Source organism: Paenibacillus farraposensis (assembly GCF_020736845.1).
GTDB lineage: Bacteria > Bacillota > Bacilli > Paenibacillales > Paenibacillaceae > Paenibacillus > Paenibacillus farraposensis.
Genome location: NZ_JAFFQR010000112.1, coordinates 1072461 through 1096425 on the forward strand (window position 1 = coordinate 1072461; position 23965 = coordinate 1096425).

22 protein-coding genes and 1 pseudogene are annotated in these 23965 nt (G+C 44.5%); 11 read left to right on the forward strand and 12 right to left on the reverse strand.

Features of this window, described 5'->3' with window-relative positions; all coding sequences use genetic code 11:
• Window positions 1-157: 157 nt before the first annotated feature.
• The 3 genes and pseudogenes from JO375_RS23930 to JO375_RS23940 form a co-directional block, all read right to left on the reverse strand.
• Window positions 158-403, reverse strand: a pseudogene (locus JO375_RS23930) (IS3 family transposase); the annotation flags it as partial.
• 668 nt (window positions 404-1071) lie between these two features.
• On the reverse strand, window positions 1072-2895 hold the full coding sequence (locus tag JO375_RS23935) for a hybrid sensor histidine kinase/response regulator transcription factor (RefSeq protein WP_229526800.1): 1824 nt from the start codon (window positions 2893-2895) through the stop codon (window positions 1072-1074).
• A 109-nt stretch (window positions 2896-3004) separates the two neighbouring features.
• Window positions 3005-4345, reverse strand: a complete 1341-nt coding sequence (locus JO375_RS23940; protein ID WP_229526801.1) for an erythromycin esterase family protein — start codon at window positions 4343-4345, stop codon at window positions 3005-3007.
• Between the two features lie 315 nt (window positions 4346-4660).
• Between JO375_RS23940 and JO375_RS23945 the strand changes: the two genes are divergently transcribed.
• The 10 genes from JO375_RS23945 (at window position 4661) to JO375_RS23990 (ending at window position 15290) form a co-directional block, all read left to right on the forward strand.
• Window positions 4661-5554: a type II CAAX endopeptidase family protein gene (locus tag JO375_RS23945; RefSeq protein ID WP_229526802.1), complete on the forward strand. Its 894-nt coding sequence runs from the start codon at window positions 4661-4663 to the stop codon at window positions 5552-5554.
• A 712-nt stretch (window positions 5555-6266) separates the two neighbouring features.
• The gene (locus JO375_RS23950) at window positions 6267-7769 is read left to right on the forward strand and encodes a hypothetical protein (protein ID WP_229526803.1); all 1503 of its coding nucleotides are present in this window, start codon (window positions 6267-6269) and stop codon (window positions 7767-7769) included.
• 14 nt (window positions 7770-7783) lie between these two features.
• Window positions 7784-8887 (forward strand): pentapeptide repeat-containing protein, encoded by a 1104-nt coding sequence (locus JO375_RS23955; RefSeq protein ID WP_229526804.1) that lies wholly within the window; start codon window positions 7784-7786, stop codon window positions 8885-8887.
• 12 nt (window positions 8888-8899) lie between these two features.
• Window positions 8900-9412 carry an imm11 family protein gene (locus tag JO375_RS23960; protein ID WP_229526805.1) on the forward strand — a complete coding sequence of 171 codons (513 nt, stop codon included), beginning with the start codon at window positions 8900-8902 and terminating at the stop codon, window positions 9410-9412.
• A gap of 12 nt (window positions 9413-9424) precedes the next feature.
• Window positions 9425-10054 (forward strand): hypothetical protein, encoded by a 630-nt coding sequence (locus tag JO375_RS23965; RefSeq protein ID WP_229526807.1) that lies wholly within the window; start codon window positions 9425-9427, stop codon window positions 10052-10054.
• Between the two features lie 32 nt (window positions 10055-10086).
• On the forward strand, window positions 10087-10521 hold the full coding sequence (locus tag JO375_RS23970) for a DUF4280 domain-containing protein (protein WP_229526809.1): 435 nt from the start codon (window positions 10087-10089) through the stop codon (window positions 10519-10521).
• Window positions 10522-10546: 25 nt separating this feature from the next.
• Entirely contained in the window at window positions 10547-13501 is a 2955-nt protein-coding gene (locus tag JO375_RS23975; protein ID WP_229526810.1) for a contractile injection system protein, VgrG/Pvc8 family, read from the forward strand.
• A 63-nt stretch (window positions 13502-13564) separates the two neighbouring features.
• The gene (locus JO375_RS23980; RefSeq protein ID WP_322098785.1) at window positions 13565-13999 is read left to right on the forward strand and encodes an Imm30 family immunity protein; all 435 of its coding nucleotides are present in this window, start codon (window positions 13565-13567) and stop codon (window positions 13997-13999) included.
• A 53-nt stretch (window positions 14000-14052) separates the two neighbouring features.
• Complete coding sequence (locus tag JO375_RS23985) at window positions 14053-14796, forward strand: DUF4261 domain-containing protein (RefSeq protein WP_229526812.1); 744 nt, start codon at window positions 14053-14055, stop codon at window positions 14794-14796.
• 206 nt (window positions 14797-15002) lie between these two features.
• Window positions 15003-15290, forward strand: a complete 288-nt coding sequence (locus JO375_RS23990) for a hypothetical protein (protein ID WP_229526813.1) — start codon at window positions 15003-15005, stop codon at window positions 15288-15290.
• 159 nt (window positions 15291-15449) lie between these two features.
• Here the strand turns inward: JO375_RS23990 and JO375_RS23995 are convergent, their stop codons facing one another.
• The 8 genes from JO375_RS23995 to JO375_RS24030 form a co-directional block, all read right to left on the reverse strand.
• Window positions 15450-15830, reverse strand: a complete 381-nt coding sequence (locus JO375_RS23995) for a carboxymuconolactone decarboxylase family protein (protein WP_229526814.1) — start codon at window positions 15828-15830, stop codon at window positions 15450-15452.
• A gap of 16 nt (window positions 15831-15846) precedes the next feature.
• Entirely contained in the window at window positions 15847-16044 is a 198-nt protein-coding gene (locus tag JO375_RS24000) for a YgaP family membrane protein (protein ID WP_142613176.1), read from the reverse strand.
• Window positions 16045-16103: 59 nt separating this feature from the next.
• The gene (locus JO375_RS24005; protein WP_229526815.1) at window positions 16104-16781 is read right to left on the reverse strand and encodes a Crp/Fnr family transcriptional regulator; all 678 of its coding nucleotides are present in this window, start codon (window positions 16779-16781) and stop codon (window positions 16104-16106) included.
• Between the two features lie 360 nt (window positions 16782-17141).
• On the reverse strand, window positions 17142-17309 hold the full coding sequence (locus JO375_RS24010; protein ID WP_229526816.1) for a hypothetical protein: 168 nt from the start codon (window positions 17307-17309) through the stop codon (window positions 17142-17144).
• A 34-nt stretch (window positions 17310-17343) separates the two neighbouring features.
• Window positions 17344-19212 carry a 23S rRNA (uracil(1939)-C(5))-methyltransferase RlmD gene (gene rlmD / locus JO375_RS24015; RefSeq protein WP_229526817.1) on the reverse strand — a complete coding sequence of 623 codons (1869 nt, stop codon included), beginning with the start codon at window positions 19210-19212 and terminating at the stop codon, window positions 17344-17346.
• Between the two features lie 407 nt (window positions 19213-19619).
• Window positions 19620-20501: a diacylglycerol kinase gene (locus tag JO375_RS24020; RefSeq protein WP_229526818.1), complete on the reverse strand. Its 882-nt coding sequence runs from the start codon at window positions 20499-20501 to the stop codon at window positions 19620-19622.
• A 162-nt stretch (window positions 20502-20663) separates the two neighbouring features.
• The gene (locus tag JO375_RS24025; protein ID WP_229526819.1) at window positions 20664-21473 is read right to left on the reverse strand and encodes a sirohydrochlorin chelatase; all 810 of its coding nucleotides are present in this window, start codon (window positions 21471-21473) and stop codon (window positions 20664-20666) included.
• Window positions 21473-21763 carry a YerC/YecD family TrpR-related protein gene (locus tag JO375_RS24030; RefSeq protein WP_229526820.1) on the reverse strand — a complete coding sequence of 97 codons (291 nt, stop codon included), beginning with the start codon at window positions 21761-21763 and terminating at the stop codon, window positions 21473-21475. The genes JO375_RS24025 and JO375_RS24030 overlap by 1 nt, the downstream gene beginning before the upstream one ends.
• A gap of 223 nt (window positions 21764-21986) precedes the next feature.
• On the opposite strand from JO375_RS24030, the gene JO375_RS24035 reads away from it, so the two are divergent.
• Window positions 21987-22511, forward strand: a complete 525-nt coding sequence (locus JO375_RS24035) for a tyrosine protein kinase (protein WP_229526821.1) — start codon at window positions 21987-21989, stop codon at window positions 22509-22511.
• Window positions 22512-22517: 6 nt separating this feature from the next.
• Here JO375_RS24035 and corA read toward each other — a convergent pair whose 3' ends face one another.
• Window positions 22518-23477: a magnesium/cobalt transporter CorA gene (corA, locus tag JO375_RS24040; RefSeq protein ID WP_229526822.1), complete on the reverse strand. Its 960-nt coding sequence runs from the start codon at window positions 23475-23477 to the stop codon at window positions 22518-22520.
• Window positions 23478-23965 lie beyond the last annotated feature (488 nt).

Sequence of the window (23965 nt, forward strand, 5' to 3'; positions counted from 1 at the left end):
TAAAGAACATGAGGATGAGATTGATAGGGCTGCACAGTGGATGGCACGTTGTTGGATTGTCAACAGTAAATCAGACAGCTTTTTTAAGGGCCTCTTAGCGGTACTGAACAGGTGTCATGTATCCCAGTGTTCCGTGAATGCGATGCTAATTAAATCAGTTGACGTAATCATATAGTTCGACCTCCAAATGATGAAAGCTCTGAAATTCCATCTGGTTTACGAACTCGGTTTTCATGACCTTGTAGGTGGCTTCCGCTACGGCATTGTCATAGGGACAGCCTTTCATGCTCAGAGAACGACCGATCTCAAAGGTTTCCAGAAGCTCGTCCATCTTTTCATTTTTAAATTCACTGCCACGGTCTGTATGAAACCACTGAATTTGATGCAGATCACCCTGTACTGTGCTTGTAAGAACACCGAGCTTCGACGCGAGTACATTGAGAATTTACATGCTGGCGCAGCTCCAAGAGAAGAATTTCAACGATGAAGCCAATTCGTTTCTCGCGAAGCAGCTAAGGGATTTTCAAGCGAAGAAGGACGAGTCTTACAAGATCGAGGGAACAAGGCTAGAAAAGAATCTGCATGCATGAGACTGAGAAGCAGAAAGACAATGCCATCGCTGGCGGCATGACGCACTTGAGGCTACTGCAGAAGCTAGAGAGCCCGGAGCAGCAGAAAGCTTCGATCGGATCATCAAGTCGCTCAACATAATGCCTAATTTAAAAAGCAGCGGTCACAGAGAATTCTCTGAAACAACTGCTTCTAGCGCTTAAATATCATGTAGCCGATCGGAACATCAACGAAATCAAGAAGTTCATCAGCAGCTATGTAGAGAAGGTTATCGTCTACAAGGAGCATGCAGAGCTTATCCTAAAGCTAAGTGTCGATGAAAAGCAAAATCCACAACCTCATGCGGTTGTGAATCTACATGGTGGAAGCGAGCCGTGGTGTGCCAAATCCACATTCGCCGCCGATTGACGCTACGGTTGTTCGAGGGTGTTACATAGACGACTGCTTCTAATCCATGAATTGATCCGAGATGAGTGACGCTCAAAAGCGACGACGATCAGATTATTGAGCGCTTGCCTTGCCAAGCAGTCCCTCCTCTTGCGCTTTGTTTATAGCGTCATCCCTGTTATTGACCCCAAGCTTTGAATAGAGGATCGATACATAGTTACGAATCGTACCTTCCGAGAGGATCATGTTGGCAGCAATAGTTTTGTAACGGAGTCCCTGAAAAAGCTGCTCCAATATGTCCAACTCGCGTCTTGTTAATCCGTACGGATTAGATCCTACAGATCCTCCCCCCTCCATTAGACGCAGGCTTTGCTGCTTCATCTCCTCAAACACCTGTTCCGCGATTTCTTGTGTAATAGACGTACCCCCCATATGAATGAGCCGGATTGTTTCTATTAATTCTTTTGGCTGGATAGACTTCAACAAATAGCCGACTGCTCCGTTCTGAAGTACGGTTACCGCTTGTTCTACCTCACTGAAGGTGCTCATGATAATAACTCGAAGATCAGGCCACTTTTCTTTTATCACTTTCAAAGCTTCGATACCATCCATTTCGGGCATACGGACATCCATTAAAATGACATCCGGATGCACTTGTTCGCACAAGTCGATTGCGGCTTTCCCATTCTCCGCCGTACCTACAATCTGCAGATCCTCTTGTTCATCCAGTATCATCCTAAGGCTGTCTACAATCAACTGTTGATCATCTACGAGCACAATCCGAATCTTGCTCTGCAAATTTTCATGTCTTGGCACGGTACACAGGACGACAGTCCCTTCATCAGGATCAGAATGGACAGACATCTGGCCTGACAGCTCTAACATCCTCTCCTTCATTGTAGAAAGTCCGAAGCCTGGCAGAAGCTGTTCAGCGCCTTTTCCATTATCTTGAATTTGAATCCTCAATTGCTTACTTTCGAAGTGCAGTTGAACCTGAATGGATGTTGCTTGTCCGTGACGCGCCGCATTCGTTAACGCTTCCTGAAGACAGCGGTACAGCGCCAGTTTAATTTGATTGGGCACGGAATATTCATCACCCATTGTACGAAACTTGACTTCTACGCCCGTTGTATCCTGAAATTTGTTCACCAGCTTTTGCAGTGATGAGGTAAAAGATGCATGGAGGCTGGACATCGACATCTGATGCAGATGTTTCCGAACCTCATCAAGCCCATTGCGGGAAGAGTCCAGGAGGGCGTCCAATCGCTCCAAGTGATCGCCGGTGACCGCTGGACGTAACGACTCCATCCCCATAATAATGGAAGTCAGTGTATGGCCGATCGTATCATGCAACTCCTTCGAAAGCCGGTTACGTTCTTCGATTAACGTCATCTGCTCGATTTGGACCACGTGTTGCCTCAGAATACGATTTTGCTCCCGAATGATTCTGCCTTGGTTATGAGCGAGAATAGCTAATTGAAAAGCATAGCCTAATGTAAAAACGATCCCGTAGTTCAACATGACATTAAAGAGGATTTCCGTCCAGTCCTTGCCGGTTACGGAGCAGACGATAAACGGTACGACCCCAATAGATAAAAACGCTGTCCATCGAGAGGACTTGTTAATGCTTAATATGCCGATAACAAAGCCAATCGGGATAAACCCCCATACATTAGATAAAGAATACAGGTTTAAGAAAATAACGAAACCACCCGATAAAACAATCTCTGAAATCAAATACCATCGCAGATGAAATTGTTGAAGCAAGAACGGTATAGAGAAAGGAACAAAGGAAAGCGCAATAGCTACCCAAAGTGGCATCGGCAATTCATTCGTATAATTCCTGCACAAGCCGATAACTTGCGTGATCCACCATACGATACGTATACCAAATACGACCCAATCCGGCCACGACCAGCGTATAATCATTTGTTTCATAGAGTACCTCAATCCTTCACCTGATTGTTATCAGATTGTACCATATTCTGTTCCTTAAGAGGAGCAATCCCTGTCCCGGTTGCCCAAGAAAGGGATTGTCGTCATGCTCTTACTTCATATGGGACGGGCTTGTTTTGCGAATTTGGAAAACAATGTCGAACTGCTCTAACAGGGATGCTTCAAAGTAAACCGGCGCGTTCGGGACGAGTTGTCCCCCAAGGCTCAGCAACGGCCGCTTCTCTTTGACCCATTGATCAGCCTGTCCCTTAAGATGGCGATTATCCAACAAGAACATATCATATGGGACTTTTCCAAGCGTATCATTGGTACTGTTCACATCCTGTGGAATCGTTTCCGCCTTAGTCTTGCCAGAAGCGACATCGCTGAATAAGGTAAACTGGCCCTCCGACGTTGTGCTGCCAACGACGACATAATCATCACCTAAACGTTCTTTCAAAAATTTTCCTGATCCATCAGGGTAGAATTTTTTATCGATAATGCCTTTGGCTACGTGGACATTGTGTGCCCATATCATCGATTTACCGCCTAATGCCTCTTGGGCCCATATTAAATGATCGGCCATAAATTGTTCATGCAGCTTCAACATACTTGGATAGTCACTAGGCACCAACATGGTTGTGAAGTTCTCTATCGCCTTCGCTGTTGCTTTCGCCCAGATTAGCTCAGATGAATCTTTCTCTGTATTTGCCTGTTTGGTCTTGCCATCGAGCAATCGGACCACGTTCTCAGCGTTAGCCTTGAACTTTTCTTTCGCTTCTGGAGTCAGCTTCATATAATCCTGCAAGCTTCCAGTCACAGCCGGCATATCTTTATAATTTTTTTCCACTTCTGCCAGTACATCAGGCTGATGCTTCTTCACATAATCTAACACTTGATTATAGGTATTCTGATCCATCCCCTTCAAGTCAAGCCCGATAAATTGGATTTTCTTCTTGTTTGATGGATCAGCATTATAATCCTTCATCCAATTTAGCATGGCTATAATTTCCTCGTTCGGATACAATAGTTTCAAAAATTCTCTTGGATTTCCTTTTCCTGTTTGTATGTATTCATTCAGCTTTAAACCGTCTCCCCAATCCAATTCTATTCCGAAATTCGTAAAGCCCATCTGGGTGACCATATATTTCACAAGGCGAAACTTCATGGTGAAAATTTCGGAGCTTCCGTGCGTATTCTCCCCCAATCCCACGTAATGGGCACTCCCAATCATGTTCTCAAACGGCTTTAGATCATCGAATGGTTGTGTCGGGTCTATCGTCTTCAACGGCTTTGCCTGTGATTCAATCGATTTGACGATATTATTCTCGACCGGTTGTGCTGATTGGACGACTTCTACTGGTCGAGCTCCCTTGTCCCCGGCGCATCCTGCTGTTAGTATGGCTGCACTAACCAAGGCAACCATTCCACTGTACATCTTTTTCTTATTCATCTTCATCGTTTCCACCCCATCGAATTATTTAAGCAAGATTGGTCTGCAAGCTAACACCATGCATCAATTGCTATAATCCGATTGTCACTCATGCACCATCACTTTTCATAGTTACGAACTGTCATGAATTTTTTTGACAAGCATCACGAGAATTTGATTACTGTTCCTCACTATCGGAGATGACAACCCGTGAATGATAATGGTTTCATCGAATCGATAACAGAGAAGGTTAGAATAAAAAATGGAAAAGGAGTTTTGAAGAGATATCAATCGATTCGACATGCTAACTAATTCATTGGAAAGGAAGAATTTTTAATGAGATCGTACACAGCAACACCACGAACCGAGGATCGAGTCCAACGTGCCAGAACAGGACTTCGGCTCTACCTAGGCATCTTATTCGTCATTAGTATTATCCTGAATACAATAGTAATCATGACTAAAAGCATCCCACTTATCGTGGTGTACATGTTTACACCCGCACTGTCTTCCATTCTAGCGCGCATCCTACTGCGTGAGGGATTTAAAGACGTATCATTCAGTCTTAACAATACGAAAATATGGAAAGGCATTGGATTAGCCCTGCTATTGCCTATGGTCATCTGTGGGATCACTTACTCCATTGCCTGGCTTAGCGGACTGGCTGTGTTTCAACTTCCTCAAGGTGGTACGTTAGAACCGGTCTATCATTTACTTGGACTGCAGTATCTACCGACACCGCTGCACTTCGTTTTAATAGTCGTTGTGACTGGAATCTTAGGAAGCTTGATCAACTTGATCCCGGTTATGGGGGAAGAACTCGGCTGGCGAGGTTATATGCTCACACGGTTGGTCGATGCCAAAGTTAAGCGCCCAATTCTTATTAGCGGATTAATCTGGGCAACGTGGCACGTTCCAATCGTGATTGTCGGTTTATACGCCGCAGGATCGTCTGTCATTCTTTCCGTGCTTGGCATCTACCTATGTATCGTGCCATTCAGCTTTATTACCGCCCGTTTGCGATTAATCACAGGCAGCGTCTGGCCTTCGGTCATCATCCATGCCACATGGAATGCCACTATTCAAGGGCCTTTCACACGTGCAACTACAGGAAATCAATCTGAGATTTGGATCGGAGAATCCGGCCTGATTACCGCTCTGATTATCTTGATTACTGCAATCATTATGTCCCGAGCAACGATGCGCGGGCACAAACCATTAAATAATTGATTTTTAAGTGATGAAACAAAAAAAATAAATTTGAAGGGTTGAATCTACCTGCTGTTCTACAGGATTGCAAATATAGCTATAGTACCCCTCAATGAGATTGTTTACCTGGTCTAATGCTATATCGTCTACAGCACTTCTCTAAAATAATGTTAAAAATCCTTTCGTCTACCAGCCGTCTGCAAATAGTCCGATAAACAGCAAAAAAACCGCTATTAAGCGGTTTTTTCTAATGGAGGTGAGGGGAGGCGAGCCTCTGTCTCAATAATTGAAAACGCCCGATTCAAGAATCAGGCATCTCCCTAGTTAATCTATTAATTCGTCAACAATCGGTCAACTCTACTATTTCCTCGCCACTGTTTCAAGCTTTCAATTCATCTGTACTACTCTCAAAACCCGCTCCAACACTGCAATATCAGCGATCTGTACCATTCCTAACCAGCAAAGCCACCGATTCCACATGTGTCGAGACGATGGAAAGGATATACTCCCTGTTTCCTCCTATTATATGCTTTTTTCTACTCTACATTTCCCTCCCGTATCACCTGCTTCCAAAAATACACATAGTAAATACCCCAACCAATGGGGTCATTCTGTAAAATAAATATCTCTTTTAACCGATAAATACATATGCTGGATTTAATGATAACATTATATGCTAGATGGAAATCTTTAAATGAAATTTACCAAAAACAACTACAAGAAGGAGACTCACATGGAAAACACCGTGACTTACGGTCATATTGAAGTGATACCTTATGAATTCGTTCGCCTTCACGAGCTTAAAATCCTGAAGACATTTAATGATCATGCCCGCATGATTTGTACAGGTATCATTTCGGAAGATAAGCGAGAAATGTATGTACGTGCTTCGGATGAAGAAACTCAGGTCAAAGCTTTTGTCACAGATAAAAATGGAAACCGACACCCCTTGTTTCGAGGTATTGCCTTAGATGTCGAGGAGAAGGTCGTTCATGGCATCCATTACCTGACCTTTGAAGCTATATCTCATACTTATGAACTGGATATCAAGCGGAATAAACGCTCCTTTCAAAATCCCAAGCTCACCTACACGGGGCTGATCGAAAGTATTGTATCTAGCTACCCCAAAGCAGAAGCCATGGATATGGTGTCCCATAAAAAGCCTATCGGCACCTTTATCATGCAATATGATGAAACCGACTGGCAATTTCTGAAACGGATGGCGTCTCACTTCTACTCGCCACTCATTCCTGCGGTGGGTTATGGGGTACCAAAGTTTTATTTTGGCCTACCTATGGGACTCAGCAAAGGAGAAATACATGCTACCAATTATAAAGTAACCAAACGAGTAGCTGACTTCCAAACCGCCTCGGAGAACCATATCCCCGGTGTGCGTGATGCCGATTTTATCCAGTATGAAGTTGAAACGGAAAAGTTGCTAGATCCTGGCTATGAAGTAACCTTTCAAGGTCATAAGCTGATCGTAGCTGAGGTGCTGACAGAGATGAAAGACGGGGTGCTGACCCATACCGCCAAGCTGTCACAACGAAGCGGTCTACGTCCTATTAAAGACTACAATCGTTCCATTATCGGTGCTTCCATTCAGGGCAAGGTACTGAGCGTTCGTCGGGACAAAGTCCGCGCCCAGCTCGATATGGACGATCAGCAAGATCCAAATACCGATTACTGGTTCCCCTACTCTACGATTTATGCATCTGCGGATAACACGGGCTGGTATTGCATGCCTGAAGACGGAGACAGCATTCGTATCTATTTTCCGAGTTATAAGGAAGAAGAAGGGTACGCGATCAGCTCAGTTAAAAGAGAACCGCAGCCTCCCGCCAGAAAATCTTCTGCCGCTTCTGGACATGCGGCAGCTTCTGCTTCACCTACCGGACCAAAATCTAGTGTGCCATTGTCTGCGGCAGCTCCTGCACCGGATCGAATGGCTGATCCCGCCATTAAGACACTACGAACCAAATATGGCAAAGAAATCATGCTCGCCCCGGATCAAATCGTCATCTCCGGCAACGGCATGTCCATTGTCATTAACGATAAAACGGGCATTGATATTGTAAGCGGGAAAAATGTAAGCATTAGCGCAGCCTCCGATATCGTTATGAGTTCCGGTAACATCCAGCTTTCCGCCGGAAAAATCGAGCTATTTGGTAAAGGTAATACCATTACGCTGGATGATAAAACGACCTTCTCTGGTACGGAAATCAAGATGAACTAACGGGAGGTTAGTAGATGGATAAACAAGCAGCATTACACCATTTTAAGGAACATCATTTTACACCTTTGCTAGACATTCAGTTGGACATGCTGGAAGCCAAGTTTCATCGCTACCAAGCTCAACTGATCTCTGATTTCAAAGAATCGTTCATGAATTTGTGTGTACACATTCTGAGCATACAGCAACAAGGTCAAAAAGAACCGATTGGTTATATCCACTATTCTTTCTTGCGCACGCAGATTCTTGAACAATCCTACCTATATATGGTCGAGGCTTATTCAGCAGAATGGTACGAAGATGTTTCGGATTGTAAGTTAACCTATGACGCGTCATGGGCCTATGCACCGATGAGTGCCATGTTGGAAACCTTGGAGCAGGAACGAAAAATATATATGGGGACGATCACTTCTGTGGACGTTGAACGACTAATGCTGGAATCCGCTCCTTTTTTCCACCAGTTTGTGAACTCCCTCCTGCGCTTAGGGATGGCAGAAGTGGTTCAAATGCCTGAGTATCTCGCCATTCATAAAGCTGATCGTTTAGCCATCCGAACGGGCGAGTACAAGGATATCAGCGAGAATCTATATGTCGAAGATCGGGAAGCTCTTCTTGCAGATCATGTGAGAGAGCAATTGATGCAATCCAGTGAAGAAGAGCCTTATGTTTACGAAAACCTAAAGCGGCTCTCTCTTCCCCACCTCCACTTGATCCAAAAGGATTTACGCTATAACGATTTTAGCCACAGTGACTTACGGGAAAGCCAGTTTCACACCTGCATATTGATCGGGAGCATCTGGCAACGAGCGAATCTGGAAGGAGGCAGCTTTCAGGGATGCCTACTGACCGACACGGATTTTAGATATAGCGATTTGAAAGGTGTTAACTTCACCAGTGCCAGCGGACAGCCGTATCGGGAACACGGAGTTCGAGTACCGGGGCTATGCGGGATACGTTTTGAACACGCCAATCTGGATGGGGCTGATTTTACGGATGTACATTCGTTTGAACATGCGTATTTTGAGGGGGCTTCGATGCAAGGAACCCTTGTCCCGCGAAAGTACCAACAACATTGGAAGCTGAATGAAGCACAACGTCAATCCATCGTGTGGACAGAGTAAGGAGGAATGTATATGCGCCATTATTATGTGCTGGTCGACGACAACCGGGTTTCGCGCCATATCAAACCTGTGAATATGGATTCTTTTAAAACGCCATTTGTTGGCATGCCTCCGGCTCAAGTTTTAGATGTTCATGCGACAGAAGATGCCGAGTACACGGACTGGCTACCGTTTTCAACCTCACAACCGCTATTTTCCGATCCTATGAAACGGATTCTAGAACTATACAATACACAAGCCCGTTTTAAGCAGGTGTATATTGTGAACCGGGAACCTAGCCGTCAGGAATTATATTGGATTTCATCTGTTCCCTCTGTGGATGGTATTTCAGAGCAGACTGAATTTTACCCGCATGATCAAACCCTAAAGCGTCTTGTTCTCGATAGCCAAAAGGTGAATGGACACCATTTTTTTCGACTGTCCAACGTGAGGGAACCTTATTTCATCGTTAGCCTGGAGGCTGCTGAAAGCTTGCTGCGGCGGAGCTTGAGTGGTTTTCGGCTGCAGAAGCTAGAACTTGTATAAGGAGGTTCAACCTTGACGGAGCATTGGGATGAATTTTTTTTGAAACTGCATCATCAACAAACATTGAAAGAGCAACTAAGTACAACGGAGAACGATGAAAGCTGGATGATGATATCGATTGAAGAAGCGATCAAGGGAATTTCGAAAGGCTCACTAACGCTACCGAATAAACAGGAAATTCGGTTTCAAACCATTCCTGTTTTTGGAAATCAACTCACCATTTCCCTGCCTAACTCTCTTATTCCGGAAGTTCGGGCTGGACAGACGGTAGATCCGTCGAAAAGCTTCGTTGTCCAGGACAAGCTGGGCGGAGTCCTATTCGGTCTGCACCAAAGTGGGCAAGAACTGGATTCTGAGCAAGTGGAAGTCTATCAAAAACAGATAATTGAGCAAACGAGTCGCGCACAACCAAGTATGAAGCTCGTGGATGAAAAGGCTCTTTCTATTCAAGATACTATCATTGGCTGTTATGAAGCTATTTTTCTAGTTTCCCCCTCTCCCTATTATCAGATTGTCTTTGTGCGTTCCTGGTGTGGCAAGGCTGTGATCGGGAGTTGCCAATTTAAGCTGGAGGATGCTCCCCTATGGGTTCCCTTAACCTATGCCATGCTGCACACCGCGACATGGTCGGAGCTTTCTTAAATGTTTACCTTTTATCCAAGGAGGTTGCTTATATGTTTTTACCCCTACTTATTAAGGCTCTGGCCCAAGGTGCGCTCAGCGGAGAGCATTCCTATGTGGTAAGAGGAGCCAAGTTACAGTGCAGTCAAGGTACAGACCCTGGTGTACTCAATATGATGTACAGCCACGGTGTCTACATTAAAGATAAACCCGTCCTAAACGTGGACGATGCCATTTGTGGAGCGAATATTAGCAAAATCAATGCCTTTGGCTTGTGTAAATTGAAGCAGGGTCTTCCCTGTGAACCAGAAATTGCGTTTGGGTCCAAGTGGACAGGCGGGAAAGAGGATGTGTTGATCGAGGGTGCCCCTACTCTGCTCAGTAATTCGACCTTAATGTGTAGCTGCCAAGGTGTACCTGGCATTTCTTCTTCAGTTCAAGGTGGTGGAGGAATCATCTCCATTATAGATGACGGACAGGATGGTTGAATTTATCAAGCAAGGAGATTATGTAATGAACATCGTAGCGAAAGATCGCTTTACGTATCAGCATTTGCACGTCAACTGGCCCTATGGCAAACTACGTCTTAATAGCATCCACATGAGTCACGAGCTGGGGGAACATGCCAGACTAATGATCACGGGCAGCATGGAAGCCTCACTCGTTAACTCTATCATTACGAAAGCAAGCAGCGACGACGAAGTTGAGCTATGGTATACCGATGCCAAAGACCAGAAGCATCCCTTATTCATCGGGCAACTATACCGCGTAGATGTGCAGCACATACATCATGAGATTAAGGTGACTCTCGACGTCATTTCTCATACTTTTAAACTGGATACACAGCTCAAAAACCGCTCCTTTCAACATATCCATCAAAAATATGTGGAGATTGTAGATGCAGTACTAGCTGATTATAAAGGCTCAGACAAGATCGATGAAGCTTTTGAGAAAAAAGAAACGGGCCAGTTCATCATGCAGTATCAGGAGACGGATTGGACCTTCTTAAAACGGTTAGCTTCGCATGTAGGAGCCCTGCTCGTTCCTAATATCGTTTCACACCATGCGCAAATTTGGATCGGTATTCCTCAGGGCAGGCAGCATATTCAATTGAAAGAGGTTCCTTTTACATTGCAGCGCAAGATTGCTCCCTATCTGGATCAGGAGGCGAACGGCTGGAAATCGGCCACAATTGGAGATTACACCCGGTATACCTTTGAATGGGATCAAATGCTGCAACTGGGAGATGAAGTTGAGCGCAATCACGAAACCTATGTCATTACCAAACGTGAAGGCCAATTGATTGGTGGCTTGATGACCTGGTCGTATGAATGCGCCTTGCCGCAAGGCTTAAAGGTGCCTAAAATATACAATCGAACCATTATCGGTGCATCCATTGAAGGAAAGATACTGGAGGTCAGCCGAAATCAGGTTCGATTGCATTTGGATATGGACGATCAGCAGAATCCCAAGGATGCCCAGTGGTTCCCCTATTCTGCCGAAGGTAATCAGGTCTGGTATCTGATGCCGGAAAATGGTGCGCAGGTGAAGCTGTATTTTCCAAGTGCAGACGAAGACGATGCGATGGTCATCCAATCGGTACGAACGAAACCATCTACGGTTGCCGTCCCTTCATCTCACGCAGTTCATGGTACCGTGGTCGAATCACCAGCAGAACGCCACCAGCGTAAAACTGCCGATCCCGGGGTCAAATCCTTTGCGAACCCGCAAGGAAAAGAAATTTCCTTAGGGAACTCCGAACTGTCGATGATTGCACAAGAAGGATCGCTATACATCTCCATGAACTCCCATCATGGTGTCAGCCTGAACAGCACCCAACGTATACAAATTCAAGCCACAGGCAGTCTTAGTCTTTCTGCAGGTAGCATCCTGCTTAAAGGAACCAACGGCTTACACTTGAATACAACCACCGATACGCTGGATTTGGAACAGGAAGTCAACAGTGTGAGTTCGGAGATTCAACTCAAAGCTTCCCTCCATCAATACTACCCTGAGCCGCTTTTGTCTGATTTTGAGAAGCAGGTAAATTCCATAGGGCTCGAAAAGGTTATACATCAGCGTAAATTATTAAATGAGGATAAGTGGGCTGAAGGAGCACTAAATGTCTTCACTAATGCAGCGAAGGAACTATGGGGAACAATAGTGGATGTCGGAGATATATTAATTACGGACTCCCAAGATAAGCAATCTCGTGAGCTTTACAAAGTATTGAATGGCGGTAAAGAAGTCGCACCTATTCTTGAACGCAATTCCACCCTAGCTGGAATTGAACGTACAGTGAAATACGTAGATGATCTTTCCACAGGACAAAAATCAATTAGTGATGAATTCCATAAGGCCACTGAAAGCTTCAAAGAAGCGGATACAAGTTTTTTTGAACGTTCGTTAAAAGCGAATAATTACAGTAACCCACTGACCAGAACGCCCGAAGAAAGCTATGAAATTGGAGAGACTAAAGCCGGAGAAGAACTCCTTAAGATGGATATAGCCAGTAACTTCATTCCCGGTCTAGGAGCAGCACGAGATTCCAAAAAAGCACTTTCTCTCGCGCGCGAACTTGATCTGCCAGATCCTAAAATACATGTATCCGAAAAACATGTTCCCTCTTCTACCATTCTCAGAGGGTCAGAAAAATTAGATGCACAAGTAGCTAAACTGGGAAATGGAAAATTCAAAACGAACGCCATCCGTCTCCCAACCAATTTCGAATCCTTGGGGAGTTACTTGCAAAGTATATCCCGAAAGATGAATATCCGTATAACTAAAAGATCACCGATCCTCGCAACAGATAGAGGTCATTATCGGTTTCATGATCCTGGTCCTGACGTCCCGCATTCCAAAGGTTCGAGTGCAAAAATTTCACCTGAGAGACAAAAACAGATTGATGCGTTAGAATCAGGAGAGTACTCTGGTAAAAGTACTAAGGGGACGGGTAAAGCTAAAACAGATTATGATAAACTTAAAGAAAGGCTCAATGAACGTTACAAAAAATTTGCCAATGATAAGAAACAAAATATACCTCAGACAAGCAAAGATTTGCTCCCGAACGAATTGAATCATGGGAAATATGGGAAATTACCTAATGTAACTGGCGATAATATAACAGGTCACCATATGCCGTCTAATAAATACATGCAAGATGAGTTTGGTATTAAGACTAAAGATAGCTATTCTATGTTTCTAGAGCACCCACATCCAGGACAGGGCGGTAGACATAGAAGAACATTTACCTATGGGCTAAGTAAAGCAACCAGACCAGAAGATTTTACTTTATATAAATCTTTGATGCCGCGTGATGGCCTAGCATTTGATATTAATGATTTAAGGCGGATTCTCAAAGAAGATAGTTTGTATAACAAAACGACTAGAAAAAGGATTCAGGAATATATTGACTATTATAAAAATTATGAACACAATGGTTTAAATATCTTTAGAAAGTCCAAATAGCAGTTGTGTTAAATAGAGAGGAGAAACCTTATCTTGAATGAGAAAATTAATATACTATATAAAATGCGCTTTATGGAAAAAGAGGGAGACAATATAGAGGTATTTGAGAATATTCTGAATGAATTGTCCCTTGAAGGAACGAATGATATAATTCCCGATCTCTGTACAATCTTCGAAGATGAAGTTGCTGAACCAACAACTGATGATTATCTTATCGAAACTATATTTTATATTGCAAAACGTAATGATTTAGAAGATGGCTTATACAAATTGGCTTTGGGTACTCCCAAGATGCTACCCCATGCGGAATTTTGGGCAGAGAGAATCCATCGGACACTTTTAAATTCAAAAGATTTAGTAATTTCTTACGGTAAAGTTTTGGGCAAATTAGAAAGTTCGACTAAGCAGACGATTAAAGAAATTTTAATGATGATTAAGGATGACGATCCAGATTTATATTTAGAAAAGGCTAATTTCCTTTTAGAAAAATTAAGATGAATAAAGATTAATAGGGTTGAGTATAAATTTTTGCGAAATAAGGTGATATTGCTATGAATTTACCAAAGATTATTTTAGGAATACCTGGTTATTGGAAAACAAGAAATGAATTTATAGAGGCAATGGCTCGAGAGGGAAACGGTTATATATATGCAGGTAACCATATCGGAAACCTTAAAAATCCAAAAGATTTCTTTGACGTGGACATGAGTGAATATAATCCTTATGTTGCAGAAGCTTTTGAAGTAGCTGGAAATGGCTCATTTAAAAGGAAACACATCGACCAATTAAATGAACATAAAAGCATCATTTATCTTTTTGGTGAGGGTGGTTCTATAGAAAAGGTTTTGGATATTATGGAGGCTGCTAGTGCAGTACTACATGCAGGAGGAATCGCAGTAAATGTTGAATCTTCTGGAAGAGCAAGTACAAAAGAGGAATGGTTAGAAATAACAAGTAGTAGAGACATTGCTCAAGTATTTACTGCATTTATCCAAATGTCCCGCGAAGAAAACACATTTTACACTACTGGCATGCAAAGCTTTGGTTATCCTGATGTAGAAATAACATCTGAAAACATAACAGGCTCGGAAGTGTCCACATTATTCAGGGTATTTTGTTTATATAATATTGTAGAAAAACCAAAGATCACTGACGGAGAAACATTTAGTACAGACCCAAGCTCTCCAATATATTTATTAAAGCATAAAAAGTGCAAAATGTTTGAGGAAGAAGATCCATTCTATAATCCACTCGGAGTATGGAATTTAATTCGAAACCACCGTCCTAAAAAATGAGATTTTTTATTTGATATCCAGCTATACTTGATATATTCCTAAAGGCTTATTTCAACTTGATTCATGAGGAGGAATAAGCTTTTTATATGTTCTTAATCAGTAACTAAGTAACAGAGCAAGCCACTTACTGCACAAACAATGACTTGCCATCCCTCCCCATCAGAGTTAACATACACACACCCAAACCACGGAAGGGGAAGCACACAATGTCAAATTGGCCAGATTGGTTTCAAGAAGCATTACGCCAGAGATTTTATCAATTAGAACTCGCCAGTGAACAACAGGCTTCATGTTCATCTGAGGACAACAATCTATTCACTCAAATGAATCAATTCAAAACCGACCAAAACGAGGATATTCAACGTCTGCTATCCGAATGGGAAGAAGCCATAGGCGATCAGCTAAGTCAGGATAAACAATCTATCTATATGGAAGGAGTTAAAGACGGGATTCAATTGCTCCTTCCCGTCATACACTCCACAAATATTCGTTAGCCTATTGATCGTTTTAGCCTATGAATTTCGTTAGTCCAATATTTCCTCTATGCTCATTCCACTTTTCAAGGAGGCTTTATGATTTGATTATTACAATAATTCTATGCAAAGCATTATAGGAGTTCAGTTTGGTTTACATCCTCTAGAAAATTCCTACACTTAGCAAAAACACTCAGGTACATCATTAGATCCCTTTTGAGACTTATTTTCCTCACCTTCTTCGTAGGATATCAGAGCGTTAACTCCGTGGCTGAGAATGGCACCGGCTCGGGTTGATGCTGCCACAAGAAGGGCTTCCATTATTTCTTCCATGGTACCTCCCAGAGCCTTATATTTTTTCACATGAACATCGATGCAATAGGGACATCCCGTTACGTGGGCTACTGTTACGGCAATTAATTCCTTTGTCTTTTGAGGTAACGTATTTGCTGTTTGATAAACTTGATGCTCGAAATGAAAATAAGAAGCGGCTGTCTCGGGACTTAATTTGATTAATTCCGGAATCCGTTGTAGATTAGCTGGGGATAGGTATGATTTCATATCATTTACCTCCTTTTCAATACGATTTGGTAGAGCATGTACGGACGCCAAGAATCCGATAGACGAAGCAGGTACCTAGCAGACTAGTCAGTATAAATGGAATACCTATTAGTCCTACGTATTTCCATGTACTTTCGACAAATACAAGCATTGATACCAGAACAATCCCAATTATGAATCGTATAGTTCGATCCAAATATCCGACGTTTTTCATGTTTTCATCCCTCCTGTGGTCATTTTAAGGAATAAAAACGCTTTGCTTCTGTGACATAATCACTTTACTTGAGCCAACTGTTCAAGCTCGGAGCGCTGTAGCAAATAAATTTTACCTCGTCCCAATTGAATCCATCCAAGCCTCTCAAATTCCTTCAGTACCCTGCTTACTACTTCCCTTGCTGTGCCTAATTCCAAAGACAATGCCTCATGGGTAGCATACAGGGGTGCTTCTGAATTGGTATTGGTATTCGTTTTCCGTAGTAACAGTTCCGCCACTCTGCGGTCCATAGGAAGGAACGTAATATCTTCAATAAGACTAGTAACCGAAATCATTCTTTTAATGAACAGACGGTAAATGAATTGGTTTAGCTCTTTATATGTATCCATCCAGTGTTTAAACAAGGCGACGGGAAGTACGAGCAATTCCGTTTCTTCTTCCGTTTCCGCTAACGCTTCGTACCCTGTTTCACCTAGAATGCTGGCCATCATAATGACGCAAACTTCGCCACTTTTCACCCGATACAGTGTCAATTCTTTCCCAGACGGGCTTATTTTGTAGATGCGCACACTCCCCCGTAACACGAAAGAGGCATGTTCGAAAATGTGTCCCTCCTCCAGAACCGGTTGGGCGGAAAGACTTATGATGGAAGCCCCTGTATTTTGCCACTTTTCGAGAGGAACTACGGAGAAGCAGGGGAATTTGGATACAATGTTAGCGAACTTCTCAGGATCCATTCAAGCAAAACCTCCTAATTAGGTTGTTTTTAAACATATGCAAAAACGATAGATTTCATTTAAAAAACAAAAACCCTTCCGTCATTGCAGAAAGGGACTAGGCATCGATGCTTCTTGTTAAACATCTCACTTTACTCGTTTCAGCAAAGCAACCGACTTACATGTATGGATTACGTATTATTGACAACAAGGAAGTGGCAATTACAACAATACAGGATTAGCAGATGTTTTTCCATTTTCAACCTCTGTTTAGTGACCAGCATCACATTCCAGCCTATAAGCTAAGGTTAAAATATACAGAACTAGCGTATCCTTCATTTTCATCCATTCTTTTTCGCTCAATTTTCATCGTTTTCAAGTCTAAACAACTTTCCATAATGAACTTTTCGTATTCTCTTCTTTAGTGCTAAAGCCGTACTCTTCATACCAATTTTCCTCAACCAAAACATTATTATTTTGAGAATAAAGAATTGGAATAAAAACAGGGGAAAACTTGAGGTTGTTGGTTTTCCCGTTTTCCTCAATCATTTACCCTGTCAGTGTCAGATGTTTATTTTGAATGTCAAAAGTTTATTGCTTGGCTACACCTTAATTTCATCAACGCCACGCACTCCACATGCACCGTATGCGGAAACATATCCACGGGTTGCACTTCCACCGTTCTGTACCCGCCATCCTCCAAAATCCTTAAATCCCGCGCCAGGGTGCTTGGATTGCAAGATACGTACACCACGCGCTCTGGCTGCATCTCCAGAATGGTGTCGAGCAGGCGGGGATCGCAGCCTTTACGGGGCGGATCGACGACGATGACGTCGGCGGTGATGCCCTGCTGTTTCCAGGCAGGAATGACGTCCTCGGACGCGCCTACCTCAAATTTCACATTACGCATGTTGTTCAGCAACGCATTGCTCCGCGCATCCTCAATGGCTTCTTTGACGATCTCCACCCCATACACCTGATCCGCATGCTGAGCAAGAAACAAAGAGATGGTGCCGATGCCACAGTACGCGTCGATCACCGTTTCTTTGCCTGTCAGTCCGGCATATTCGACGGTTTTGTTATACAGTACCTCCGTTTGAACAGGGTTCACCTGATAAAAGGATCTCGCGGAAATCGCGAACTGGACGTTTCCTATATAGTCATAGATCACGTCACGGCCCCACAGCACACGAGTTTCATCGCCAAAGATAACGTTCGTTCGCTTGGTATTCACGTTCTGGCAAATGCTTGCCACGTGGGGGATATGCTCACGGATGCTGCCGATCCAGGCATCGGCATGCGGGATATCTCGTCCATTGGTGACGAGGACCAGCATCATTTCACCTGTGCGAAAAGCGGTCTTCACGACGACATGGCGCAGCAGCCCGCGTCCAGTTTCCTCATTATATGCACTGATGCCCAGCATCCGGCCGATCTCTTTGACACGCGCGACAACCTCGTCGTTACGCTCGTCCTGTATAAGGCAAGTGTTCATATCCACGATCCGATGGCTGCCACGTGCATAGAAGCCGCCGACAAGCCCGCCCTCGGTGACACCAATCGGCACCTGGGCTTTGTTGCGGTACCGCCAAGGCTCGCTCATTCCGAGCGTAGGATGCACCACTACGCCTTGCTCACGCGCCAAATTTACGGACATGCTGTCGGCATTCGGGTCCGCACTTGTCGCCGAGGGGAAGGCCACAGTGGTGTCGGCCTTTACACTCGTATTCGCAAGGGCAGCCAATACCTGTGCTGCCTGGTTACCGGATTCGGTAGTCGCGTTTGCATTCGCTCCCGAATCCTTTTCGGCACTGGCGCTTCCAGCCACGCTCAGCTTGCCGATACGCTCCAGCACATCCACGACATGCTGGCGCTTCCAGCCTAGCTGCGCTTCGTAGCTCATATGCTGAAGCTGGCAGCCGCCGCACTGGTCGTAAATGGCGCAAGGGGCCGCAATCCGGTCACGGCTGGCCTGCACGATCTCCAGCAGCTTGGCATAGCCATACTGCTTTTTCGTTTTCAGCACCTTGACTCGTACCTTTTCCCCCGGCAGCGCGCCTGGAACAAACAGTGTAAAACCCTCAGCACGTCCTACACCCTCGCCATCATGGTTCATGCCGATAATGTCTATTATGACTTCATCGTTTTTTTGCACAGGCAAATCGCTACGATCTGTACGGGAGCGGTTACGATTGGAAGCATGACGGCCCTGTCTATCACCGGAAGAATGGTGAACTTCTCGCTCATTATCGATTCTTTTCCGATTCACACCTCTCATATTTCCGTCCAAATTTCCATGTCCAATTCGCAGTGATTCCTTTGCGGTCCCACCTCGGAACTCTGCTTGTTCTTTTTCCCTTTTCGGCTGCATGTTCTTTTTCTGCGGTTTTCCTTGAACAGGAGCAACTGCATCCCGCCGGCTTTTTCCACGTCCGCTGCGGTTATTCGTCATGATTCATGTCACTTCTTTCTGATCATCTTTTTATATCCAGCTTTTCATTCCATACAAGCCATCCAAACGGCCTGCAATCAATATAAATGTCAAACCCGAAAATGCCGTTACTCCCCACGGAGAACGGCAAGGACCAATAACTAATAGGGGCGAAACGACGTAATTTATACCTCAAATCTCTATGCTTTTCTTATTACCATTAGAAACGTCAACCTTTTCCGAAATTAATATTTGCTCCAACGAAAACATTACTATTCGGAAATAAAAGCCTTTCCACATGATATCTCACCGTAGATTCTGAAAAATTAGATTCTAGTCGCTCCACGGTACAATATATGGACGAATAAAATCATTTCATTCTATCTATTTGCTGATAACAAGCCGCTTTCTAAATTTTCGCAAAATCCTCACCGAAATACATTCAAGTGATGCGGTAAATTCCGGAAGGTTGCAGGCAAAGTCCCCCCCAGTTCGCCATCCAGGTTAAGCTGAACATAGCCGGGTGAGGTGACCTCCATGTAATCTGTTTTGAAATGGATGATTTTCTTGTCCTGCAAATGCTCGCCACGCAGGGCAAGGGTCACCAACCGGATCATTTCGGCCAGGTTACATTTACGGACAGCAATGACGTCGAGCAGCCCATCATCTATTGTCGCCCCAGGAGCGAGCTTTTCAAACCCACCCACCGAATTCGTATTCGTAATCAGGAAGAGCATGAACTCATCATGGATCACTTCCAGCCCCGATGCTTTAATGACCAGCTCTTGCGGAGCAAGGCTGACCATTTTCTCCATGCCTTTAAAATAATAGGCCAACTGGCCGATCATCGTTTTTAGCTTGCTGGGAACTTCATACGTAAGCTCGGTTAAAGTCCCTCCACCCGCAATGTTGATAAAGTAGCGGTCATTGGCTTTTCCGATATCGAGCGGCTTTGGGTTTTGGCGAATAACCAGATCACAGTAATCCCCCCATTGCCTGGGAATTCCCAATGCTCTGGCAAAATCGTTCGTCGTTCCTACAGGGAACACACCCAAGGGCGGGCGGTTTTCCCTTTCAGCCATCCCGTTAATGACCTCATTCAAGGTACCGTCACCGCCAGCAGCGATAATCATATCATACCCACGCTCAACAGCCTCCGTTGCAGCACGCGTCGCATCCCCTTCCCCCGTCGTTGCATGGCAAGAGGCTTCAATGCCGCCTTCATCCAGACGCTGTAAAACATCCGCAAGCCGACGTCTCATTTCCTCACGTCCGGAGGTCGGATTATAAATTAATCTAGCTCTTTTCATCCCGTTACGCCACCCGTATATATAATGATATTTTATTCACATTCCAGTTCATACATTTCGTCTGTACAAAATATCATCATACTGGAATAAGGCCTCTTTTACAATAAAAGAAGCCAACGCCAAACTAAATATGGTAAATTAAGGATTACCATCGTGCTATAGTTAACTCATACGAGTTGAGCTGCGATCTACGGTTTGCCCCTGCTCCTTCTGCATACCTTGCAGCAGCTCGCAAATTTGACTGTCCATCCAGGTGGTGAGCAAAGGATGCGGCAGCAAAGGAGCCCCTGAATAACGGTACTCAAGCCCCTCCAGGCGCTTGGGAATAACGCGGCTTGTAAAATAACCGGAACTCAAAAAAAGCGGCGCCACCAGTACATCATGATTCCGCTCCTGATTCCAGTACGCTGCCTTGTCATGTACACTTTCGGGATTTAGCAAAGCATAGTCTGTTCGTATACCGCTCACGCTTTGCACCGTACGGGCCAACGAAGAAATTCCCTGCTCCCACCGCTGAAGAAAGCTGTTATGTACGCTGCCGTGTCCAACGAGTAAAATGACTTCTTTCGCAGGATCGAGTGACAATGGGCGAACCTTGTCCCATACCATGCGTGCAACATCTTCTCCATCATCCAGCGGGCTGCCAAAATGCACTCGCGCCTTCCTCCGAAAGGGCTTCAAATCCGTTTCTTTGCCCGGTGCATCCTTGACTCCAAGCGCATAGCTAATCTCATCTACATGTGTACTGCCTGATGACATAAACATAGGGATCACCAGTAAATCCGTTACATCCAAAGCTTCGAGATGGTCAATACCATCCTGAATCAATCTTCCTTTAACCGTTTCCAGAAATGAAACCACTACCGGTATATCCTTCGGCAAATGAAGCTTTGCGACTGCCTGATCCACCTGTTCCACCCAATACGGCTCCCTAGAGCCATGGCTGATGACCAGTATACCAGGGCTCCGCATTAGCGTCCCAGACGTTCCAAAGTCATTTTGTACCCGTCATTGCCATAGTTCAGACAACGTTTAACGCGTGAAATCGTCGCTGTACTTGCGCCGGTCTCCGCTTCAATCTGATTATATGTGCTGCCTTTGCCCAGCATACGGGCAACCTCCAGACGTTGGGAGAGGGATTGAATTTCATTTATCGTACACAGATCATCGAAAAATACATAGCATTCTTCCAAATTTTTAAGAGTTAAGACCGCTTCAAACAATTGATCAATACTTTTATCATTAAGCTTTTTGAGCTGCATGGATATCATCTCCCAAGTTACAATCTCTCCTCATTGTACCTGAGAAATAGTTAGTATTTCAAGCATTAACGATTTCACGCATTACAGAATAACATTACATGACATGGCATTACTGTACGAACGCCCAAATCCGCTATTATACCTGATTTCGGGACACGTGCCTAAACCCACTGTGCGTTTGTAACATACAGTAGAGTATCAACCTGCAAAGGAATGTGATCTCATGTCTGGACACTACTATCATCGGAGGCCGCTACAGCGTTCCCTTTCCGATCCGTATAGTTCAACCCCTTATCCCGGAATCGCTCCATACAACGAGGTTCCACAAGCGGATGCCTCCGCGGTCGTGCCTTATGAAGCACCATCGACTATTACGGATGCCGCTGTCGTTACACCGGATCCCGCTCCAGCGAAAGGCGGACTGCTCGGCAACCTCGGCAACCTCGGCAATCTCAATAATCTCAACGAGATTAAAGGTTTTATTGACCGCATGGGTGGTATTGACGGAATTGTGGCTACCCTCGGCAAGGTACAAAAAGTCATGAGCAGTGTACAGCAATTTGCTCCAATGGCAAAGCTCATTATGGGTGCGCTCCCCGTATTTGGCAAATCGGGTAGCAAAAAGTCTTCTTCCGCATCCGAGGAATTGGATGAATACACACCACCTTCACGCCCCCGCCGGAAAAAAAAGCAACGCAAAAATACCAGTACAACACGTAAACGTTCGCTTAAGCGCAAACGCCGTTAGTCCATGTTATTTGAACCAGCCTCGACGCATAAACCAGACCACCATCGCGACACTCAGCAAAAGCATGAGCAAGAGTACGCCAAAATAGCCGTATTTCCAGCTTAACTCGGGCATATACGAAAAATTCATGCCATAAATACCGACAATGAGCGTCAAGGGCATAAAAATCGTCGTAATGACGGTCAATGTCTTCATGATCGAATTCATGCGGTTGGAATTGAGCGAAATATAACTGTCTCTCAGGTCGGCTGTCATTTCGCGGTCGGCCTCCAGCATGTCCGTCAGCTTTAACAGGTGGTCATAAATATCCGTAAAATAGGCGGTATGCTCCCCTTTGCCCTGCACATGCTGCGAATTCAGGACCCGGTACATCAGATCACGCATCGGCACAATTGTACGCCGCAGCTTAAGCAGTCTAGCTCGCAGGGCAAATACCTGCTTCATCAATTCCTCTACCGATTCGTGCCGGCCCAGGCCCTCCAGTTCGGCCAATTCATCCTCAATCATGAACAAACTTGGAAAATAGTTATCCACCAGTTTATCCATCACAGTGTAGGCCGCAGCCAGCGGTCCGCGCGACCATATTTTGCGTTCATTCGCATGCTGAGCAATCCGTTCCCAGGCCTGATTGATCTCCTCCAGTTCACGATTGTGATAGGTCACCAAAAAACGGTTGCTAATGAACAAATCCACTTCTTCCGCATCCAATGTATCTGCATCAAGCGCGTGCACTACCAGGAACTGTACATCCTCGTAATAATCCAGTTTAGGACGTTGCAGGACATGCATACAATCCTCCACAGCTAATGGGTGGAAGTGGAAATAACTCGTCAGCAGTTCCGATTCATGATCTGTAGGCTCGCTAAAATCCACCCATGTCCATATGTAATTTTCCATGTCTATTTGCTCCAGTGACTGTCCTACCTTCACTTGATGATCGCGACCTATAGCCATTGTACGTATCACCGAATGTCCCCCTCGTCTACACTGCTGTATGTAATGTTTTTTATATTGTATATAAGCCATTTCGGATTATACAAATTTCAAGCTCTATATTCCACACGCTGAAATAAGAAAAGGATATCTCCGGGCTAACCTGCCTCTCCAAGATATCCTTATAAGATGATAAATTCGTTATCACTTAAATCTTTTTTCATTTCTTCTACAAATGTGGCATACCCGAATTCCAGTCATTCAAATCGAATGATGCTTACCTCGCTATTTCCCCCGGCGCAGCAAGCAAAGCGCTGCGCCAATCCTCTTTCTGCTCCACCCCCAAATGAATGGGGCAGGCTTTGTGAAGAAAGGAGGGGTCAGCGAGTAGTAGCGCAGCGGTACATTTGAATCTGGAGGAGCGAAGCGCTCACCTTTTACCTTGAATTTCAACCTTTTCATGTCTTATATAATCCATGGAAATTCAAGGGCAACAGCGATCGTAAGATCAAATGGACCGC

What these genes read in the sequence shown, in the direction of transcription:
- JO375_RS23935 (WP_229526800.1), bottom strand. Translation starts at nt 2,895, where the DNA reads ATGAAACAAATGATTATACGCTGGTCGTGGCCGGATTGGGTCGTATTT.
- JO375_RS23940 (WP_229526801.1), bottom strand. Translation starts at nt 4,345, where the DNA reads ATGAATAAGAAAAAGATGTACAGTGGAATGGTTGCCTTGGTTAGTGCA.
- JO375_RS23945 (WP_229526802.1), top strand. Translation starts at nt 4,661, where the DNA reads ATGAGATCGTACACAGCAACACCACGAACCGAGGATCGAGTCCAACGT.
- JO375_RS23950 (WP_229526803.1), top strand. Translation starts at nt 6,267, where the DNA reads ATGGAAAACACCGTGACTTACGGTCATATTGAAGTGATACCTTATGAA.
- JO375_RS23955 (WP_229526804.1), top strand. Translation starts at nt 7,784, where the DNA reads ATGGATAAACAAGCAGCATTACACCATTTTAAGGAACATCATTTTACA.
- JO375_RS23960 (WP_229526805.1), top strand. Translation starts at nt 8,900, where the DNA reads ATGCGCCATTATTATGTGCTGGTCGACGACAACCGGGTTTCGCGCCAT.
- JO375_RS23970 (WP_229526809.1), top strand. Translation starts at nt 10,087, where the DNA reads ATGTTTTTACCCCTACTTATTAAGGCTCTGGCCCAAGGTGCGCTCAGC.
- JO375_RS23975 (WP_229526810.1), top strand. Translation starts at nt 10,547, where the DNA reads ATGAACATCGTAGCGAAAGATCGCTTTACGTATCAGCATTTGCACGTC.
- JO375_RS23980 (WP_322098785.1), top strand. Translation starts at nt 13,565, where the DNA reads ATGCGCTTTATGGAAAAAGAGGGAGACAATATAGAGGTATTTGAGAAT.
- JO375_RS23985 (WP_229526812.1), top strand. Translation starts at nt 14,053, where the DNA reads ATGAATTTACCAAAGATTATTTTAGGAATACCTGGTTATTGGAAAACA.
- JO375_RS23990 (WP_229526813.1), top strand. Translation starts at nt 15,003, where the DNA reads ATGTCAAATTGGCCAGATTGGTTTCAAGAAGCATTACGCCAGAGATTT.
- JO375_RS23995 (WP_229526814.1), bottom strand. Translation starts at nt 15,830, where the DNA reads ATGAAATCATACCTATCCCCAGCTAATCTACAACGGATTCCGGAATTA.
- JO375_RS24000 (WP_142613176.1), bottom strand. Translation starts at nt 16,044, where the DNA reads ATGAAAAACGTCGGATATTTGGATCGAACTATACGATTCATAATTGGG.
- JO375_RS24005 (WP_229526815.1), bottom strand. Translation starts at nt 16,781, where the DNA reads ATGGATCCTGAGAAGTTCGCTAACATTGTATCCAAATTCCCCTGCTTC.
- JO375_RS24010 (WP_229526816.1), bottom strand. Translation starts at nt 17,309, where the DNA reads ATGATTGAGGAAAACGGGAAAACCAACAACCTCAAGTTTTCCCCTGTT.
- rlmD (WP_229526817.1), bottom strand. Translation starts at nt 19,212, where the DNA reads ATGACGAATAACCGCAGCGGACGTGGAAAAAGCCGGCGGGATGCAGTT.
- JO375_RS24020 (WP_229526818.1), bottom strand. Translation starts at nt 20,501, where the DNA reads ATGAAAAGAGCTAGATTAATTTATAATCCGACCTCCGGACGTGAGGAA.
- JO375_RS24025 (WP_229526819.1), bottom strand. Translation starts at nt 21,473, where the DNA reads ATGCGGAGCCCTGGTATACTGGTCATCAGCCATGGCTCTAGGGAGCCG.
- JO375_RS24030 (WP_229526820.1), bottom strand. Translation starts at nt 21,763, where the DNA reads ATGCAGCTCAAAAAGCTTAATGATAAAAGTATTGATCAATTGTTTGAA.
- JO375_RS24035 (WP_229526821.1), top strand. Translation starts at nt 21,987, where the DNA reads ATGTCTGGACACTACTATCATCGGAGGCCGCTACAGCGTTCCCTTTCC.